Origin of the sequence: Afifella sp. JA880 (genome assembly GCF_025379905.1) — a bacterium.
Classification (GTDB): domain Bacteria; phylum Pseudomonadota; class Alphaproteobacteria; order Rhizobiales; family Afifellaceae; genus Afifella; species Afifella aestuarii.
The window spans coordinates 743,730-760,309 of the sequence record NZ_JAOANH010000001.1; the positions used below are offsets into that span (position 1 = coordinate 743,730).

Annotated in this window: 16 protein-coding genes; 3 read left to right on the top strand and 13 right to left on the bottom strand. The window is 63.6% G+C overall.

The window, feature by feature from the left end:
- Positions 1-10: 10 nt before the first annotated feature.
- The 4 genes from NYQ83_RS03475 to NYQ83_RS03490 form a co-directional block, all read right to left on the bottom strand.
- Entirely contained in the window at positions 11-2,068 is a 2,058-nt protein-coding gene (locus NYQ83_RS03475) for a hydantoinase/oxoprolinase family protein (protein WP_261212466.1), read from the bottom strand.
- Positions 2,069-2,364: 296 nt separating this feature from the next.
- Positions 2,365-3,522 carry an NAD(P)/FAD-dependent oxidoreductase gene (locus tag NYQ83_RS03480; RefSeq protein ID WP_261212468.1) on the bottom strand — a complete coding sequence of 386 codons (1,158 nt, stop codon included), beginning with the start codon at positions 3,520-3,522 and terminating at the stop codon, positions 2,365-2,367.
- Positions 3,519-4,895: an NAD(P)/FAD-dependent oxidoreductase gene (locus NYQ83_RS03485; protein ID WP_261212469.1), complete on the bottom strand. Its 1,377-nt coding sequence runs from the start codon at positions 4,893-4,895 to the stop codon at positions 3,519-3,521. Before NYQ83_RS03485 ends, NYQ83_RS03480 begins: the two co-directional genes overlap by 4 nt.
- Complete coding sequence (locus NYQ83_RS03490) at positions 4,892-5,203, bottom strand: (2Fe-2S)-binding protein (RefSeq protein ID WP_261212471.1); 312 nt, start codon at positions 5,201-5,203, stop codon at positions 4,892-4,894. The genes NYQ83_RS03485 and NYQ83_RS03490 overlap by 4 nt, the downstream gene beginning before the upstream one ends.
- Positions 5,204-5,331: 128 nt before the next feature.
- Between NYQ83_RS03490 and NYQ83_RS03495 the strand changes: the two genes are divergently transcribed.
- Complete coding sequence (locus tag NYQ83_RS03495; protein WP_261212473.1) at positions 5,332-6,222, top strand: LysR family transcriptional regulator; 891 nt, start codon at positions 5,332-5,334, stop codon at positions 6,220-6,222.
- A 66-nt stretch (positions 6,223-6,288) separates the two neighbouring features.
- Here NYQ83_RS03495 and NYQ83_RS03500 read toward each other — a convergent pair whose 3' ends face one another.
- The 9 genes from NYQ83_RS03500 to NYQ83_RS03540 form a co-directional block, all read right to left on the bottom strand.
- Entirely contained in the window at positions 6,289-7,053 is a 765-nt protein-coding gene (locus NYQ83_RS03500; protein ID WP_261212475.1) for an ABC transporter permease, read from the bottom strand.
- Positions 7,054-7,098: 45 nt separating this feature from the next.
- Positions 7,099-7,938, bottom strand: a complete 840-nt coding sequence (locus tag NYQ83_RS03505) for an ABC transporter ATP-binding protein (RefSeq protein WP_261212478.1) — start codon at positions 7,936-7,938, stop codon at positions 7,099-7,101.
- A complete protein-coding gene (locus NYQ83_RS03510; RefSeq protein ID WP_261212480.1) occupies positions 7,935-8,927 on the bottom strand; it encodes an ABC transporter substrate-binding protein in 993 nt (330 codons plus the stop codon). The genes NYQ83_RS03505 and NYQ83_RS03510 overlap by 4 nt, the downstream gene beginning before the upstream one ends.
- Positions 8,928-9,052: 125 nt before the next feature.
- Positions 9,053-9,856 carry an ABC transporter permease gene (locus tag NYQ83_RS03515; protein WP_261212483.1) on the bottom strand — a complete coding sequence of 268 codons (804 nt, stop codon included), beginning with the start codon at positions 9,854-9,856 and terminating at the stop codon, positions 9,053-9,055.
- Positions 9,853-10,671 (bottom strand): ATP-binding cassette domain-containing protein, encoded by an 819-nt coding sequence (locus tag NYQ83_RS03520; RefSeq protein ID WP_261212484.1) that lies wholly within the window; start codon positions 10,669-10,671, stop codon positions 9,853-9,855. Before NYQ83_RS03520 ends, NYQ83_RS03515 begins: the two co-directional genes overlap by 4 nt.
- A gap of 3 nt (positions 10,672-10,674) precedes the next feature.
- Positions 10,675-10,887, bottom strand: coding sequence for a hypothetical protein (locus tag NYQ83_RS03525; RefSeq protein WP_234627578.1), 213 nt, complete (start codon positions 10,885-10,887; stop codon positions 10,675-10,677).
- A gap of 170 nt (positions 10,888-11,057) precedes the next feature.
- The gene (locus NYQ83_RS03530) at positions 11,058-11,555 is read right to left on the bottom strand and encodes a DUF3280 domain-containing protein (RefSeq protein ID WP_261212487.1); all 498 of its coding nucleotides are present in this window, start codon (positions 11,553-11,555) and stop codon (positions 11,058-11,060) included.
- Positions 11,552-12,301 (bottom strand): response regulator transcription factor, encoded by a 750-nt coding sequence (locus NYQ83_RS03535; protein WP_261212489.1) that lies wholly within the window; start codon positions 12,299-12,301, stop codon positions 11,552-11,554. Before NYQ83_RS03535 ends, NYQ83_RS03530 begins: the two co-directional genes overlap by 4 nt.
- A gap of 55 nt (positions 12,302-12,356) precedes the next feature.
- Entirely contained in the window at positions 12,357-14,039 is a 1,683-nt protein-coding gene (locus tag NYQ83_RS03540; protein WP_261212499.1) for a sensor histidine kinase, read from the bottom strand.
- A gap of 249 nt (positions 14,040-14,288) precedes the next feature.
- Between NYQ83_RS03540 and NYQ83_RS03545 the strand changes: the two genes are divergently transcribed.
- Both NYQ83_RS03545 and NYQ83_RS03550 read left to right on the top strand, forming a co-directional pair.
- Positions 14,289-15,524 carry an ABC transporter substrate-binding protein gene (locus tag NYQ83_RS03545; RefSeq protein WP_261212500.1) on the top strand — a complete coding sequence of 412 codons (1,236 nt, stop codon included), beginning with the start codon at positions 14,289-14,291 and terminating at the stop codon, positions 15,522-15,524.
- Positions 15,521-16,528, top strand: coding sequence for a YVTN family beta-propeller repeat protein (locus NYQ83_RS03550; RefSeq protein WP_409976950.1), 1,008 nt, complete (start codon positions 15,521-15,523; stop codon positions 16,526-16,528). Before NYQ83_RS03545 ends, NYQ83_RS03550 begins: the two co-directional genes overlap by 4 nt.
- The last annotated feature ends 52 nt before the right edge of the window (positions 16,529-16,580 follow it).

Consider the following 16,580-nt stretch of genomic DNA (forward strand, 5'->3'; position numbering starts at 1 on the left):
CCCGGGCCGATCAGATGAGGGTCTTTTCCGCAGTCGCCTGCAGCATGATGTTGCGGAAGCCATCGACGGAGGCTGAAAAGCCTTCAGGAACACAGGTCGTGGTGTCGGACTGGATGACGATCGCGGGGCCTTCAAAAGAATGTCCCGGAACGAGGTCGTGACGGAGGTAGAGGCCCGCCTGCACCTTCTTGTCGGCGAAGGTCGCCGGGACGTAGCGGGCGGGCTCCGCAGGCGCCGGAGAAACCGGCTCGCTCTTCAGCTCGGGACGCGGGCCGGCGGCCGTCACGACGAGACGCAGATTGACGATGTTCACTTCGGCATCGGCGTCATGGAAGTCGTAGAGCTGCACATGGCGTGCGTGGAAGGCGTCGATGATCGCCGTCACGTCCTCTCCCTCGAGCCAGTTCGCCTCGAGGTAGACTTCGATTTCGAAGGATTGGCCGGCGTAATTCATGTCGGCGGAGAGCAGGAACGTCGGCTCGCCTTTGAATTTCTGCTCGTCGCGCAGCCATGCGAGGGCATCGCTCTTCAACTCGGCAAATCCAGCACGGATCGCTTCCATATTATCGGGTGCCACGGTCAGATAATGGCTTGCGATGAAGTCGTTGCGGATGTCGGAGACAAGGCCGCCGAGCGCACTGACGACACCGGGTGTCGTCGGCACGAGCACCTGGCGGATGCCAAGTTCGAGTGCCAGCATGGGCGCCAGCATCGGGCCCGCACCGCCGAAAGCGACGAGCGTGAAGCTTCGAACGTCGATGCCGTGACGGGCGATCAGCTTGTTGATCTCCAGATACATGCCGGAGATCGCGACGTTGATGATCGCCTGCGCCGTCGCTTCCAGGCTCCAGCCGAGCCTGTCCGCGACCGTGCCGACAGCCGCACGTGCTTTGTCCACATCGATGGAGATGCTGCCGTAGGCGAGGCTCTCATGGCCGATGAGGCCGCAGACGGCGAACGCGTCCGTGATCGTCGGCTTCGTGCCGCCGCGCCCGTAACAGGCAGGCCCCGGATCGGAACCGGCGCTTTCGGGTCCAACCTTGAGAACGCCGAAATCATCGACCCAGGCGACCGAGCCACCGCCCTCACCGATCGAAGAAACCGCCACTGCCGGGACGTAGAGGGAATGTGGCCCCACCTTCTCGCCGGCAGCGAATTGCGGCTTGCCGTCGATGATCACCGCGACGTCGGCACTGGTGCCGCCGATATCGATGGTGAGCGCGTCCATGCAGCCGGCCCAGCTGGCGACGAAGGCACCGCCCATGACGCCTGAGGCTGTGCCGGAAAGGAGCATGCTGACGCAGTTCTCCTTGCCGAGCTCGGCGTTCATGATGCCGCCGTTCGACTTCGTCACCAGCGGTTCCGGCTCCACTGCATGCTCACGCAGAGCTTCTTGCAGCGAGGAGATGTAATGGGCGACGCGCGGATGGACGTAGCCATTGATGACGGCCGTCGTGGTGCGCTCATATTCGCGGATCACCGGCCAGATGTCGGTGGAAGCGAAGACGAAGAGCTCCGGCGCCACTTCGCGCACGATGCGCACCACTTCGCGTTCATGATCGGCGTTGCGATACGCGTTGATGAGGGCGACGATGATGCCCTCCGCCCCTTTCTCCCGAGCGCGTTCAATGGCTGCGATGACGCTGTCGCGGTCGAGCGACCGCAAGACTTTGCCGTCGCTGCGCATGCGCTCGCGAATGGAGAAGACGAGGTCTTTCGCCACAAGGGGGTCCGGGCGTGAGGATTGGAGATTGTAGGTCTCCGGCATGCGCAGGCGCGCCAGCTCGAGAACGTCTTCGAAATTCTCTGTGGCGAAGAGTGCGAGCCGCGCACCGACACCCTGGATCAGAGTGTTCACGCCGACGGTCGTGCCGTGGACGAAGCTCGTGATCTCGGAGGGCTCGATGCCGTGGCGACTTTGCGCGATCTTCAGCCCTTCCATCACCTCCGAGCCCGGCTTTGAAGGCGTGGTGAGGACTTTGAGGGTGAAAATGTCGTCCGTCTGCTCGTTGAAAAAGCAGAAATCGATGAAGGTCCCGCCGATATCGACACCGACTCGATAGCTCATCGTTACGTCTCCTTGTCGTCAAAGCCGGTCCCTTCGCCGCCCGCCCTTCGGCAGACCGGCACTCTGGTCGGCATCCATCTCGAATTTCTGGGCTGGCGCGGTATCAGTGATGCACTTGGACGTGCCTCATCATCTCCGCGACGCGTCCCTCGCCTGGCGGACCGTGCACGGCGCGCCAGATCGCCTCGGCATCCACGGCGATCGCCGAGCGCGCCGCGCAGGCGAGAAATTTCGTCTTGAGCGCATTTTTGCTCCGGGACCGTTGGGGGTGGCTTCACGCAGATTGTCGATCAGCTTCATAAGCTGGGCCTGGAAGAGATTTTCGCGGGACCGTTGCCGGCGAACCTTTGGATCGAGAAAGGCTCGATCGGAACGTTCGTGTCGCCGGTCGCAGCGAGATCAGCGAGGACCGATCCGACGCCTGGACCGAGCTGAAAACCGTGACCGCTGAAGCCGAAAGCGTGCAGAAGGCCCGGGACCTTCGCGCTCCAGCCGAGCGCCGGCAGCTTGTCCGGGAGGTAGCCCTCGACGCCGCTCCATGTGCGCACCACCTGCACGCCGGCCATTGAGGGAAGAAATCTCGTAAGCGAACGCAGCTGCGTGAGGAGATGTGCGGGACGCGGACGCGGCCTCGGATCGGCAAGATCGACCGCAACATGACCACCGCCTCCGAAGACGACGCTGCCGCGCTTCACCTGGCGCATGTAGAAACTGGAATCGCCCGTCCCGAGCACAGGCGAGACGAAGTAGGGAAGCGATTCCGTCACCCCCATCTGTGGGCCGCGGGCTTCCATCGGGACGGATTCGCCAAAGCCGGCCGCAAAGCGATTGCCCCATGCCCCGGCGCTGTTGATGAGGATCGGGGTGCGCAGAACGCGTCCATCCGCCGTCTCGATGATGAAACCGTCGCTTTGACGCGTGGCGCCGATCACTTCGCATTGCTCGATGACATGCGCGCCCGCCCGCCGCGCTGCCCGTCCGAATGCCGGCGCGGCGAGCCGTGGGTTGGCGTGCCCGTCCTCTGGCGAGAACGAGGCGCCGACGGCACCGGGCCCAAGAAACGGATAGTCCGCGCGCAACCGGTTCACACCGATGAGCGTCAGCGACAGGCCCCGGTGTCGTGCCTCCGCGTTATAGGTCTCGAGGGCCGCAAGCGAATCCTCGTCGAAGGCGATCTTGAGATGACCCGTCGGCAGGAATTCGCAATCCTCGCCGATCAGTGCCGGCAGCCGGCCCCAGATGTCACGGGCATGGTGCGCGAGCGGCAATTGGATGAAGGGACGCCCCTGGCGCCGAACATTGCCGAAATTGACGCCGCTCGCCTGAGCGCCGACGCGACCACGCTCCACAAGCGCCACGGAGGCTTTGTAGCGTGTCGCAAGGAAGAAGGCTGCGGACGCGCCCATCAGCCCGCCACCGACGATGACCACATCGTATTTCGTCGCGTCCGTCATTCGCCGGCCTCCGCCTGAATGGCGGCGGGCAGCGGCTTCACCGGTGCCTGTCCGCGCAGGCGGCCGACGGAAGCGAGTTCGACACCGAGCGTTTGCGCGGCGACACGCGCCGCCGAAGCACCGCACATGCGCCCCTGACAGCGCCCCATGCCGACACGGCAGAACGCCTTTGCACGATTGACCTCGTCAGCGCCCTTGTCCCGCAAGGTGGCGCGGAACGTGCCGACCGAGACCTCCTCGCATCGGCACAGGATCGTCTCATCGGCCAGGTTCTCGTAGAGATGCTCGGGAAACGGGAAAGCATCACGCAGCGCCGACGCGAAGACCGAACCTCGCCGCATGGCCTGGAGCGCCTGATCGCGCGCGGCAGCATCACGTGGCAGGCCCTGATCCTCAAGGCAGGCGAGCGCGGCAAGCGTGCCGGTCGCCTCGGCCGTATCGGCGCCACGCACCGAGGCGCCGTCTCCAGCGAGATAGACGCCAGCCACCGAAGAGCGCCCCATCTCGTCCTGGCGGGGCAGCCATTGCCCGGCGCGGGCATCGAAAGCGAAATCGCAGCCGAGAAGATCGGCAAGCTGCGTCTCCGACTGGACATGATAGCCGGTCGCGACCGCATCACAGGCAAAGGTCCGCTCGCGGCCCGTGCGGTCGCGCAAAACGAGGCGCGCGACACGCCCCTCGCCTTCTGCGCGGACAGGCGAAACGCCATGCAGCATGGGAACGCCGTGTGCCGCCAGCCAGGCGAAATAGTAGAGCCCCTTCGCCGTGTTGGCGGGGTTTGCCGCCATTCTCGGCAGACCCGCAAGCTCACGCGAGAGCGGTGTCGTATCGAAGATACCGGCTAGTTTTCCACCGGCACGGTGATACTGGTAGGCGACGAGATAGAGGAGCGGTCCGGACCCGACGAGCGCCACATTCCGGCCGATCAGACAGGCCTGGTATTTGAGAGCAATCTGGGCGCCGCCTAAGGTATAGACACCGGGCATCGTCCAACCCTCGAAGGGAACGATGCGGTCGACGGCGCCGGTGGCGAGGATGAGGGCGTCGAAAGCGACGACGTCTTGGCGGCCGTCACGGTCGGCAAGGTGGAGATTGCCGCCCTCCGTGCCCCAGACCATCGTCCCCGGACGATAGTCGACCTTGTCTTGAAGACGGTCGAAAGTTTCGTGCAGACGGGCGGCTTTGTCGGCCTCAAACCCGTAGAGCTTCTTCAAGGGTCGGCTGAAACCCTGCGGCTGGCGGCGATAGATCTGGCCGCCGCTCCTCGGCGCTTCGTCAACAACCACCGGCCTCAATCCGGCTGCGACCAACGTTTCCGCCGCCCGCGTTCCGGCCGGTCCCGCACCAATGACGACGACCCGAGACGAGCTCATTCCGGACGCGCTCCGTTGAAAGGCGAACGCGTCCGCAACCGCATATCCGGCTCAATCATCGTGGAGCAGGCACGGACTCTTTTGCCGTCTTCAGTCCAAATCCAGCAATCCTGACAGGCCCCCATCAGGCAGAAACCCGCTCGCGGTTGCTCCAGGATTTCGCTCAGACGCACTTCGTGGCGATGGGTCAGGAGAGCCGTCAGCACGGTGTCCCCAGACAGCGCCGTCGCTGGATGCCCGTTCACAAAGAAAGGCACGATCTCGCGATCTTGTTCGGCGACACGAAGAAAGAGCGACTGTTCGTCCATGACATGCAAAACCGCTGCGTCTCGTTGCCGCGATTGAAGAGCGAGATACAGACGAGATCAAATTCCGATGTGTCGACAAACAATAGCCCGAGGCTATAGGCTGACGGAACAAAGTCGGCCGGAGACCCATGAACGCGCGCCAGCTCGAGATTTTTCGCACGATCATGCAGACAGGCAGCGTCACCGACGCGGCCAAGCTTCTCAACGTGTCGCAGCCGACCGTGAGCAAGATCCTCCATCATATGGAGGATCAACTCGGTCTCCGGCTCTTTCGGCGAATCCGCGGCCGCCTTCACCCAACACCGCAGGCGGAGATGCTCTTCCCGGACGCCGACCGCGTTTTTCGAGATCTTGGAGCGTTGCGGCTTCTTGCAGAGGAGTTGCGCGCTGGCTCGGGCGGCGTGCTCCGCATCGCCGCCTCCTCCTCACTTGCCGCCGCGATCGTGCCGCGCGCGATCGCATCGTTTCGTGCCGCAAATCCGCGGGTCAAGATCGTCTCGCATCTCCTGCCGGGAGCCGAGACCGCGGAGATGGTGCGTTCACATCAGGTCGATCTCGGCCTCTGCCTGTCGCCGCAGGATCTTCACACGCTCACCATGCGGAGCCTCGGCCAGGTGGAGATGATCTGCATCTTCCCGCGTGGACACCGGCTGTCGGCCCTCAGCCACGTCACGCCGCCGGACCTCACCGACGAGACGTTCATTTCCTTCAACTCATTGAACCATTTCGGCGCGCTCCTCGACGAAGCCTTCCTGCAGTACGACGAGACCCGACGTGTCGACATCCAGGCGACGATGTCGATCGTTGCGGCCGTTCAGGTGGCACAGAGGTCGGGGGTCGCTATTGTCGACCGCTTCGCCATGCTGATGGCACCGGAAAACGTCGACTGGCGACCGTTCCGGCCCCTCCTCTCTCTGCCCATCAATCTGCTCCTGTCGGAAACGCTTCCGTGGTCGCGCTTCCGCAACAGCATGATCGAGCATCTGCAGAAGGCGGTGGAAGAGTATCTGGAAGGCTGACGACCGGCCCGGGCCATCTGGCCCGGGCGAAGCCATCTCCAGAGACTGCCGCATCCCCTGCGAGCCTCACGCCGGTTTGGGTCTCCAGCGGTTGGCGTGCCGCTCGAGTGGCTGCACCACAGCGAGTTCGATCAGGAGCATGACGCAGACGAAAACGAGCGTGTAAGCGAGGATGGCGCGCACGTCGAAGACCTGAAAGTACAGGTGGATCTGGAAGCCGATGCCATTGGAGCGGCCGAGAAGCTCGACGACGAGGACGATTTTCCAGATCAACGCCAGGCCGGAGCGGCTCGCCGCGGCGATATAAGGCTGCAATTGCGGCAGGATGACATGGCGCAGCGTCTTCATGCGCCCAAAACCGTAGACGCGCGCCATCTCCAGGAGCTGCGTGTCGAGCGCCCTCGCCCCTTCGCGAATGGTGACGGTGGCGTTCGGGATCTTGTTGAGCGCGACCGCCAGGATCGCCGCACTCTCATTGAGGCCGATCCAGATATAGGCAAGCACGATGACGATCAGCGCCGGCGCGTTGAGGAAAAGAATGAGCCATGGCTCGCCGAGATCGTTGGCGATCCGGCTGCGCCCCATCATGAGGCCGGTCGCCAGACCGATCGACATGGCGATTGCGAAGGCCGCGATCACTCTGAGAAGCGTGATCGCTAGATGATAGGGCAATTCACCCGAGACGATCTCCTCCGCCGCAAAAGCGAAGACGCTGGCAGGCCCCGGACAAAGGCGCGGCCCAAAAGCGTAGGAGGCGGTGGTCCAGACGGCGAAAAAGGCTGCGATCGAGATCGCCCGCAGCCCGACCGGCCCTGTGAGGAAGGACCTCATGCGCCGCTCCTGTCATTTTTGGGTCGAGCGATTAAGCCGGCTCGTTCACTCCAGCGCAAGGCTCGGAAAGCGTCGGGCAAGATCGACGAGAAGGCTTCCGAGCGCTGCGCCCATGCGATCGGCGCGGGGGATTGAGATCTCGGCCGTTCCGGCGACATGTGCGGGCGACGGCGAGAGGACGATCAGCCGGTCGGCGAGCCGTGCCGCCTCGCGAATGTTGTGGGTGACCATGAGCACCGTGACGGGCCGGGATTGCCAAAGCTGCAGAAGCAGATGGCGAAGCCGGTTCGCCGTCATCTCGTCGAGCGAGACGAAAGGCTCGTCGAGGAGCAGAACCTCCGGCTCCACGGAGAAAGCGCGCGCCAGCGCCACGCGGCGCGCCATGCCGAGCGACAGCTCGGAGGGAAAAGCATTGCGAACATGCGTGAGCTCGACGGCGTCGAGCACCGGCATCAGATCCTTCTCCGCCATCTCCGGCGGCAGAGCGAGACGGATATTGTCCTCCACGCTGCGCCAGGGCAGAAGCCGCGGCTCCTGGAAGACGGCGGCGGACCGCGCGCGCATGAGCGCTGAAGAAACCGCGCCGGAGAAGTCGCCGTCGAGGCCGAGCATGATCTTCAGCGTCGTCGTCTTACCGCATCCCGACGGGCCGAGAAGGCAGGTGAAGGTCTGTGGCTCCAACGCGAAGGACAGGTCGCGGATGACCTCCACCTCTCCACCATTCGCACGTTTGAAGCGCTTGGTCTCGATGTGAACGGAAAAGGCGTCACGTTGCGCCTTGGCCGCAAGCAGTGGATTGAACGGCGCATGCAAGGCGGCATGGAAGGGCAGCACCGTTGCGCCGACACGCGCATCTTGCGGGGGGATTGGCACGCCCGTGGTCACTGGGCATCCTTCAGAGCCGACCAGAAGGTGCCGGGCGACAAGGTCTTCGCCGACCCGACCAGCTTCTCGCCGCCGATCGCTGCGAGCCTCAGATAGATTGTCTTGGTATCGGCCTCTTCCTCAGCAATCGGCCGGCTCGGAATGCCCTCGCGGTAGCGCCGGACGAGATTGTGGAAGACGGCGTCGTTTTCCGCATTCATGCTCGGGCGGAGCTTGTCCCAGGCAGCATCCGAGGAGGCGAGAAGCTCCTTCGCCTCGCGCGAGGCGGCCACAAAGCCGAGCATCGTGTCCTTGTGCTCGGCCGCCCACTCCTCATTGAAGACATAGCCGATCGCCGAGATCGGTCCCGTCGCACCGAGGGCTGTCGCAGCGTCCTGACCGCTCAGGAGCTCACGGTAGCCTTCCGTCTCCAAGCGCGCGTTGTAATGCCAGAAGTTTGACGCGGCAGCGAGTTCGCCATCCTTCAGCTTCTCCGCGAGGAACGGCGGCGCAGCGTACGCAGGCTCTGTCTCCTCGGCGAGATCGAAACCGTATCTGTCCTCCGCGACGGCGCGGTACATGAGCCAGTTCTTATCGAGCGGGCCTCCGGCGACGCCGACACGACTTCCCCTCAAGTCTGCCAGCGTCTTCGCAATGCTGTCATCCGGGACCATGATGGCGCCGACCGAAGTCGAATAAGGCACGAAGGTCAGCGGGATGCCCTCCGCCCGCTGGCGGGAGACGAAGAGCCAGTCGCTGACGATGACATCGATCTCGCCGGCATTGATGCCGATGCGGCCGGCATCGCTGCCGGCAAGCACCACCGGTTCCAGCCTGAACCCATGCTTCTCATCGAGGCCATTGTTCGTAATGGTGTCGATTTCCCAGTTGACGGTCCCAAACTTCAAGACGCCAACGCGCACGATTTCTTCCGCGCCTGCCTCCCCCGTTTTGGGGATGGCAAGACATAAGACGGACGACGCCGAGAGCGCCAAGACTAGATGGCGCATCATTTCCTCCCAATCGCAGCCGTTTTTCCCGCCGCCGACATGCGGGAGCGGATTTTTCTATGAATTTAGCAGTATCTTTGCCGCTGCCAAGCTGTTGTCGCGCCCGGCCGAAGTGATCGGCATCTTTATGCCTCGGCAGGCCGAGCCCGCATCTCCATCCCTTGCGCCGGCTTGTAGCCCCAGATCGCAAGAACGAGAAAAACCGCAAGGCAGCCGAGAACGACCATCAGCGAGACAGGTGCGAGCTTGCCGTAGAGCGCGAACCGCACGAGTTCGACCGCATGCGTGAAGGGGTTCGCCATGGAGATCCTGTAGAGCGCGACGCTCGCCTCGCGCATATGCCAGAGCGGGTAGAGAGCCGAAGACAGGAAGAAGGCCGGGAAGATGACGAAGTTCATCACGCCGGCGAAATTCTCCAGCTGCTTGACGGTGGAGGAGATGAACATGCCTACAGCGCCCAGCATCAGCCCGCTCACGACAAGCGCCGGCAGGATGAAAACGTAACCGAGATGAGCGAATTCTATGCCAAAGAGCCAGGCGATCCCAAGGAACGTGTAGACCTGAAGGAGCGAGACGGCGGTTCCGGCCGTCAGTTTTGCCACCAGGAGAAACCAGCGCGGCAGCGGCGTCGTCAGGAGCACGCGCATCGAGCCCATCTCCCGGTCGTAGACCATCGACAGCGATGATTGCATGCCGTTGAAGAGCTGGATCATGCCAATGAGCCCCGGCACGATGTAGACCTCGTAGGTGATGTAGGTCTCGTAGGGCGGGATGATCGAGATGCCGAGGACGGCGCGGAAGCCGGCGGCGAAGACGATCAGCCAGACGAGCGGCCGCACCAGCGCCGCGAGGAAGCGTTCGCGCTGATAGAGAAAGCGCATGATCTCGCGCCAGACGATCGCCGTGAAGACGCGCGCATAGAGGCTCACGCCCTCCCTCCCACCGAGCTTTCCCACGCAGGCATCGTCAGCATGGTGAAGGCAGCATCGAGAGAGCCGGCGCCGGACCGCGCGATGATATCGGCCGCCGTGCCGCGCGCCACCACCCTGCCCGCGTGGAGAATGACGAGCGCATCCTCATCCTGGATCTCGTCGATCAGATGCGTCGCCCACAAAATGCCGACGTCACGCTCGCCCGCCAGCGCATGCACATGGCGCACGATCGCCTTCCGCGAAGGCGCATCGAGCCCGACCGTCGGTTCGTCGAGCAGAAGAAGCTCCGGATCATGCAGGAGCGCGCGGGCGATCTCCACACGGCGCCGATGCCCCCCGTTCAGCGAGCGCACCGTCTCTCGGGCCCGCTCGGCCATGTCAAAGCGGGCGAGTTCGCGGTCGATCCGCCGGCCCGCCTCTCTCCGGGAAAGGCCCCGGAGCCGCGCGAAATAAGCAAGATTCTGACGCACCGTGAGATCGAGATCGAGCGTCGGCTGCTGAAAGACGATGCCAAGCGGCGCAAGCGCTGCCGCGCCCGTCTCTCGCGCGTCACGGCCAGCGATCAGGATGCGCCCCTGCGACGTCGCAAGCAGCCTTGTGATCAGCGAGAAAAGCGTCGTCTTGCCGGCACCGTTGGGACCGAGGAGCGCCGTAAACCGTCCCTTTTCCACGGCGAAGCCGACATCATCGAGCACCGGCTTGTCGCGGTAGGAGAAGGAGAGATGCTCCAGAAGAAGGGCCTGCCGCTCGGCCTTTACGGGCACCTCGCCGAGAAGGTCGCTTTGAGCCGAGACCGCCCGCAGGACCACCATCGCTCAGATCTTCTCTTCCCTGTCGTTCACCCATGCGCAATGGAAACCGGCAATGCGCCATTTCGGATGTTCACCCGCCCATTGCGCCATGGTCGGCATCGCCTCCCAGAGGCAGGCCTTCAGCGGCCCGCTTGATTGGTAGTAGAGGTGCTCTTCGTGGCAGCTATTGGGGCTGTTCACCAGACACACGGCGAGGACCAGATCGACGACGTCCATGTCATCTCCTCTCGTACCGGTGCCCCCCGGGGCAGGTCCTCGGATCCGTCCTGCGACGGTCACTTCGGCCCATGCAGATAAACGCCGTTGATGCGACGCGCGGTTGTAAATATGGCGGGATTGGTCCGCGGTAAGACCAGCGTGCACCGATGCTGCCCTGATGATCGCCGTCATTCGGCCTTGTCTTTCGGGAGAACACGGTTCGCCAGAAGCCAGTCGAGCCCCTTCTGCCAGGAACGGTCGGTGTTGGATCGGATATCGGCGTTGAAACCGGCAATGATCCTGCCCGTCTTCACGTCGCGCACGGCAATCGAGATGTTCAGGATCAGCTCCGACATTTTGTGAATGACGGGAACCATGGAGAGATCGGCACCGAGGCTTTCGGCGAAGCTGCGATCGCAATTGCCGCAGGCCTGCAGCCGCGTCTCAGCAACCCTTTCGCGAACCGGTGCGATATCGACGATCTTGAATGTCTGGTCGGCGTCGAGCGCCGCGCGCAGCCGATCGGAGAGCATCACGAGCCTTTGCTTTTCGGCTGCGTTCGGGGGGTCGCTGGTCGTGGTGTTGATCAGCTCGAAATCGAAGACTGCGATCTTCAGCGGCGCGGCCTCTGCCGAGAGACCTGCAAGAGCGAAGACGATACAGAGAGCCAGGTGGGACAGCCTCATGGGAGACACCCGGCATTTCTGGCGGAAGATGGCAACGGTTCGCGTGGCACCGTCCGGCCGGCGCCTGTGCCGCCCGCGGACAGCTTGTAACCGAAGCCGCGCACCGTCTGGATCAGCGGTTCCGCCTCTCCCTCATCGATCTTGCGCCGCAGGTAGCGGATATAGACGTCGACCGTCTTCGTCCCCGGTTCGAAGCTGTAGCCCCACACATTGGCGAGCAGACGTGTGCGGCTCACCACCTTGCCGGCATGCCGCATGAGATAGTGGAGGAGCGCGAATTCGCGCGCCGTCAGCGCGATGTCTCGCCCCCCGCGACGCACAGAATGGCCGGATGGGTCGAGTGTCAGGTCGCCGACGACGAGCGGCCCCTCCTCGTCGAGATGTGGCCCGCGGCGCAAGAGAGCCTGCAGACGCACCACAAGTTCGTCGAAGGCAAATGGCTTCGTGAGATAATCATCGGCGCCACTCGAGAATCCGTCGACCTTATCCTTCAAGCTGTCCTTCGCCGTCAGCATCAGGATCATGCTGCGCAGGCGAAGTTTTCTCAGCTCTCGGCAAACTTCGATGCCATCGACACCCGGCAACATGCGGTCGAGGATGATGAGCGGATAGACCGCCTCGGCGGCGAGCGCCAAGGCTTCCCGGCCATTTTCGGCGAGATCGACGACATAGCCTTCCGCTTTCAGCCCCCGGCGCACGAAACCCGAGATGCGCGGATCGTCTTCCACCAAGAGAAGCCTCGTCATGATCTCCGCTCCCCGTTCCATCCGTTCATCGACCCGTATCCCTCACGCATGTCGATCATTCTGCCGCCGGCAGATAGGCCGGCTCCCACCCGCCCGTCTCCCGCGCCTCAATCGGACGCGAGGAAGCCGTGCCGTCGCGTTCTATCGCGGCTGCCGGCAGGTGCAGCACGGCCTTGATTCTGTCTGAACCGTATCGATCGAGAGAGATCGTGCCGCCGTGCTTCTCCACCAGCCACCGCGCGATCGCGAGGCCGAGACCGCTGCCGGCGGAACCGGCCATCGCTGCATCGCGCCCGCGATAGAAGCGGTCGAAGAGCCGCGGCAGCTCATCCTCGACGATCGGACCGCTGCGATTGACGACGGCGAGTTCGAGCGCGCCGTCGCTGCAGCCAAGGCTGAGGTGGACCGTTTCTCCCTGCTTTGAGTATTTCACGGCATTGTCGAGCAGGATCATCAACACCTGCTTCAACCGCTGCCGGTCGCCGATGACGATCGGCGCGGCCGTCATCTCCGAAGCGATCCGAATGGCCCGCGGCCGCGCAAGGCTCGCCGCCTCTCGCACGACGGCTTCCACGACGTCCTTCATGTCGACCTGGTCAGAGGCGAGAGCCAGTTCGTCTGTTTCAGAGCGCGCAAGCACCATCAGGTCCTCGACGAGCCGCCCCATCGCCTCCGCCTCTTCGACGACGCGCTGAAGCGTCTCCCGGCAATCGGCGAGCCGCAGAGATTTTGTCCGCAAGGTCACCTCGGCCTCCCCGCGCAGAACGGTCAGAGGGGCCCTCAATTCGTGGCTCACATCGGCAAGGAAGCGAACCCGCGACCGATCGCGTTCGCAGAGGGCGGCATTCGCCTCTTCAAGCTCTCGCGTGCGCGATGCAACCTCCGCCTCGAGGCCCGTTCGCGCTTTCAGAAGCTCTGCCCGCTGCTTCTCGATACGGGCCGCCATCGCATCGAAACGGCACGCGAAAATGCCGATCTCATCATCGCCGAGCGGCCCGAGTCGGAAGGAGAGCTCGCCGCGTCCAATCGCTTCGGCCCCCGCACTCAGCCGCCCGATCGGCCGCACCAGCGATCGATGCAGCACGTAGCCCGCGATCAACGCCCCCGCCAGAAGCACCGCAGAGACAAGCGCGATCCCCCAGCCGAGCCGGGCGAGAAGCGCACGAGCCTCGCGGTCGGCCGTCTCGATCTCGGCGATCTCGTCCGCCATCGCCACATCGATGAGGGCGGAGAATTCCTCATCGTCCCGGCGATCGATCGCACGGAAGAAAACCTGCGCCGCGGCCTCCCCCTGCCCCACCTTCTGCATCGCGAGAAGCGCTTCGCCGCGACGGTTCATGTCGTCATAGAGGCTTTTCAGGCGCGCGATCCGCGTCGCCTCCTCCGTCTGGCCACGGGCGTCACCACGTCTGTCGAGGAAGGCCGTCTCCTCGCGCGTCGCTTCCGACAAGATTTCGAAGGCGGCGCCGATGCTGGTCTGAAGGCGCACCACTTCGCCGAGCCCCGGTTTTCCAGTCATCAGCAACGCGGCGAGCGCCTTGGAGTAGTGATCGACGTCGCGCGCCAGAGCGGTGACGGCAGCAAGCTGACGGTGGGCGAGCGCCCCGCGTGTAAGGTAGAAGTGAAAAGCCTGAATCGCCAGAAACGCCCCGACGATGAGGACGACGACACAGGCCCCGACGATCATCTGAAACGCCAGGATGCGCGTGCGGATCGTCATCGGCGGAAATATCCGCATGCCGGCCCTCTGTCCGGAGGCACGAAAGTGTCGCCTCCTCCCTTTCGCGCTTTTTATTTGCTCTTTTTCACGAGCCTTCGTCGCGCCGGATGAATGTTACCCGTTCAATTCTTCCCGGCAAGTGCGCAAACATATCTTTCTCAGTCTCGGCATGCGGGCCGGACGCCAAAAAGAGGATGCGTGGAGTTCTCACCGTATTCTAACCTTCGCTTAATTCCTCTCTAACGCGAGATGACGTGAGGTAGAGACATGGCAAACGGGCGTTTCATGCGGATCGACATTGCGCGCAATCTCCTCGCGATCGTTTTTTCCGTTGCGTTCGCGCTCGTCGTCGGCAGCGCCAGCCCGGGCGTGGCACAGGATGGTAAGGGCAAGGTCATGATCGGCTACCTGCGTAGCCCCTTGCCGGACTGGCTTCCCATTTCTTTGAGCGAGCGGCCGCGCGAGGATGACGGCATCGCCGGCGCACGACTCGCGATTACGGACAACAACACGACCGGCCGCTTCACCGGCCAGGAATACGAACTTGAGGATGCCACTGCGAGCGACCAGCAGCAGGCACTGGACGCCCTCGGCGAGATGAGCGCTGGGGGCGTCCGTTTTGTCGTGGCGGACCTTCCTGCCGACACGCTTCTTGCCGTCACCGATGAGGCTGCGAAGCGGGATACGCTCGTCTTTAATATCGGCGCCGCCGACGACCGGCTGCGCGAATCCGATTGCCGGGCCAATCTCATTCATGTGACGCCGAGCCGGGCGATGCTCGCCGACGCGCTCGTGCAATATCTCGTCACCAAGAAATGGACGCGGCTGTTCCTCCTCGTCGGCTCGCATTCAGCCGATCAGGATTATGCCGCCGCGGTGGAACGGGCCGCGAAACGCTTCGGCGCCAGAATCGTGGAAAAGCGCGTCTTCACCGATACCGGCGGCGCCCGCACCACTGATTCCGGCCTCGTCCAGGTCGACGCGCAGATGGCCGTCTTCACCCAGTCGGCACCTGATCACGACGTGGTCGTCGTCGCCGACGAGAGCGAGATATTTGGGCCCTATGTCCCCTACCACACCTGGGATCCGAGGCCGGTCGCCGGGACCTCCGGGCTGAGGCCGACGAGCTGGTCGCCGGCTCACGACCAATGGGCTGGAATCCAGATCCAGAACCGCTTCGTCGCTGCCTACGACCGACAAATGACAGCAAAGGATATGGACGCCTGGACGGCCGTCCGGATGATCGGCGAGGCGGCGACGCGCGCATCCAGTAGCGATGCCGCGACGATGGCCGATTTCATCAAGGGACCGAAGTTCGAGGTGGCAGCCTTCAAGGGACAGAAGCTGACGTTGCGCGACTGGAACTGGCAGCTCCGGCAACCGATCCTGCTCGCCGACGGGCGCATGGTCGTCTCCGTCTCGCCACAGGACGGTTTCCTGCACCAGACCTCGACACTCGACACGCTCGGCTACGACCGACCCGAGAGCGAGTGCCGGCTATGACGCGGGACATTCGGAAAAGAGAGCGCAAGACGCTCTGCCGTCTCGTTGGGGTGATGCTCGCAGCAACGGCGCTGTCGCTGCCGGCGCCCGCCTTCGCCTACAAGATTTTCGTCTCCAACGAGGGCGACAACACCATGACGGTGCTCGACAGCGCCTCCATGGAGGTGATCGAGACCGTGCCCGTCGGCCAGCGTCCGCGCGGCATCACCATCACCAACGACGGCAAATACGTGCTTCTCTGCGCGAGTGACGACGACACAGTGCAAATGATCGATTCCGAGACCTATGAGGTCGTTGCCACGCTTCCCTCCGGCCCAGATCCCGAGCTTTTTGCCCTCGATCCGGAGGGGCGCCTTCTCTACATCGCCAACGAGGACGACAACCTCGTCACCGTCGTCGACGTCGAAGACCGCTCGCTCGTCAGCGAGATCCCGGTCGGTGTGGAGCCGGAAGGCATGGGCGTGTCACCGGACGGATCGGTGATCGTCAACACGTCGGAAACCACGAGCATGGCGCATTTCATCGACGCCAAAACGCACGACATCACCGACAACGTGCTCGTCGATTCCAGGCCTCGCTTCGCTGAGTTCAAACACGACGGCTCGGAGGTCTGGGTCTCCGCCGAGATCGGCGGCACGGTCAGCGTGATCGACACGGCTGCCCATGAAGTGACCCACAAGATCACCTTCGAAATCCCCGGCCTGCGGCCCGAAGCAATCCAGCCTGTCGGGGTGCGCATCACCGGCGACGACAAGACCGCCTTCGTCGCTCTCGGCCCGGCGAACCGCGTCGCCATCGTCAATGCCGAAACCTATGAGGTGGAGGAGTACCTCCTCGTCGGGCAGCGGGTCTGGCAGCTCGCCTTCTCGCCGGATGAAAGCCTTCTCTTCTCGACGAATGGAATCTCCAACGACATTTCCGTCATCGATGTGGCCGATCGCAAGGTGATCAAGAGCGTTCAGGTCGGGCGACTGCCCTGGGGGGTGGTGACGACGCCGGAATAGGCGGTCGCCGGTTGGGAAACGCCAAGACACAGCGACACAAACGGAACGGAAC

Excerpts from the sequence above, each read along its gene's own strand:
- NYQ83_RS03500 (WP_261212475.1), bottom strand. The coding sequence starts at position 7,053 with ATGAGGTCCTTCCTCACAGGGCCGGTCGGGCTGCGGGCGATCTCGATC.
- NYQ83_RS03550 (WP_409976950.1), top strand. The coding sequence starts at position 15,521 with ATGACGCGGGACATTCGGAAAAGAGAGCGCAAGACGCTCTGCCGTCTC.
- NYQ83_RS03545 (WP_261212500.1), top strand. The coding sequence starts at position 14,289 with ATGGCAAACGGGCGTTTCATGCGGATCGACATTGCGCGCAATCTCCTC.
- NYQ83_RS03475 (WP_261212466.1), bottom strand. The coding sequence starts at position 2,068 with ATGAGCTATCGAGTCGGTGTCGATATCGGCGGGACCTTCATCGATTTC.
- NYQ83_RS03520 (WP_261212484.1), bottom strand. The coding sequence starts at position 10,671 with ATGGTGGTCCTGCGGGCGGTCTCGGCTCAAAGCGACCTTCTCGGCGAG.
- NYQ83_RS03510 (WP_261212480.1), bottom strand. The coding sequence starts at position 8,927 with ATGCGCCATCTAGTCTTGGCGCTCTCGGCGTCGTCCGTCTTATGTCTT.
- NYQ83_RS03535 (WP_261212489.1), bottom strand. The coding sequence starts at position 12,301 with ATGACGAGGCTTCTCTTGGTGGAAGACGATCCGCGCATCTCGGGTTTC.
- NYQ83_RS03530 (WP_261212487.1), bottom strand. The coding sequence starts at position 11,555 with ATGAGGCTGTCCCACCTGGCTCTCTGTATCGTCTTCGCTCTTGCAGGT.
- NYQ83_RS03485 (WP_261212469.1), bottom strand. The coding sequence starts at position 4,895 with ATGAGCTCGTCTCGGGTCGTCGTCATTGGTGCGGGACCGGCCGGAACG.
- NYQ83_RS03495 (WP_261212473.1), top strand. The coding sequence starts at position 5,332 with ATGAACGCGCGCCAGCTCGAGATTTTTCGCACGATCATGCAGACAGGC.
- NYQ83_RS03480 (WP_261212468.1), bottom strand. The coding sequence starts at position 3,522 with ATGACGGACGCGACGAAATACGATGTGGTCATCGTCGGTGGCGGGCTG.
- NYQ83_RS03540 (WP_261212499.1), bottom strand. The coding sequence starts at position 14,039 with ATGCGGATATTTCCGCCGATGACGATCCGCACGCGCATCCTGGCGTTT.
- NYQ83_RS03525 (WP_234627578.1), bottom strand. The coding sequence starts at position 10,887 with ATGGACGTCGTCGATCTGGTCCTCGCCGTGTGTCTGGTGAACAGCCCC.
- NYQ83_RS03490 (WP_261212471.1), bottom strand. The coding sequence starts at position 5,203 with ATGGACGAACAGTCGCTCTTTCTTCGTGTCGCCGAACAAGATCGCGAG.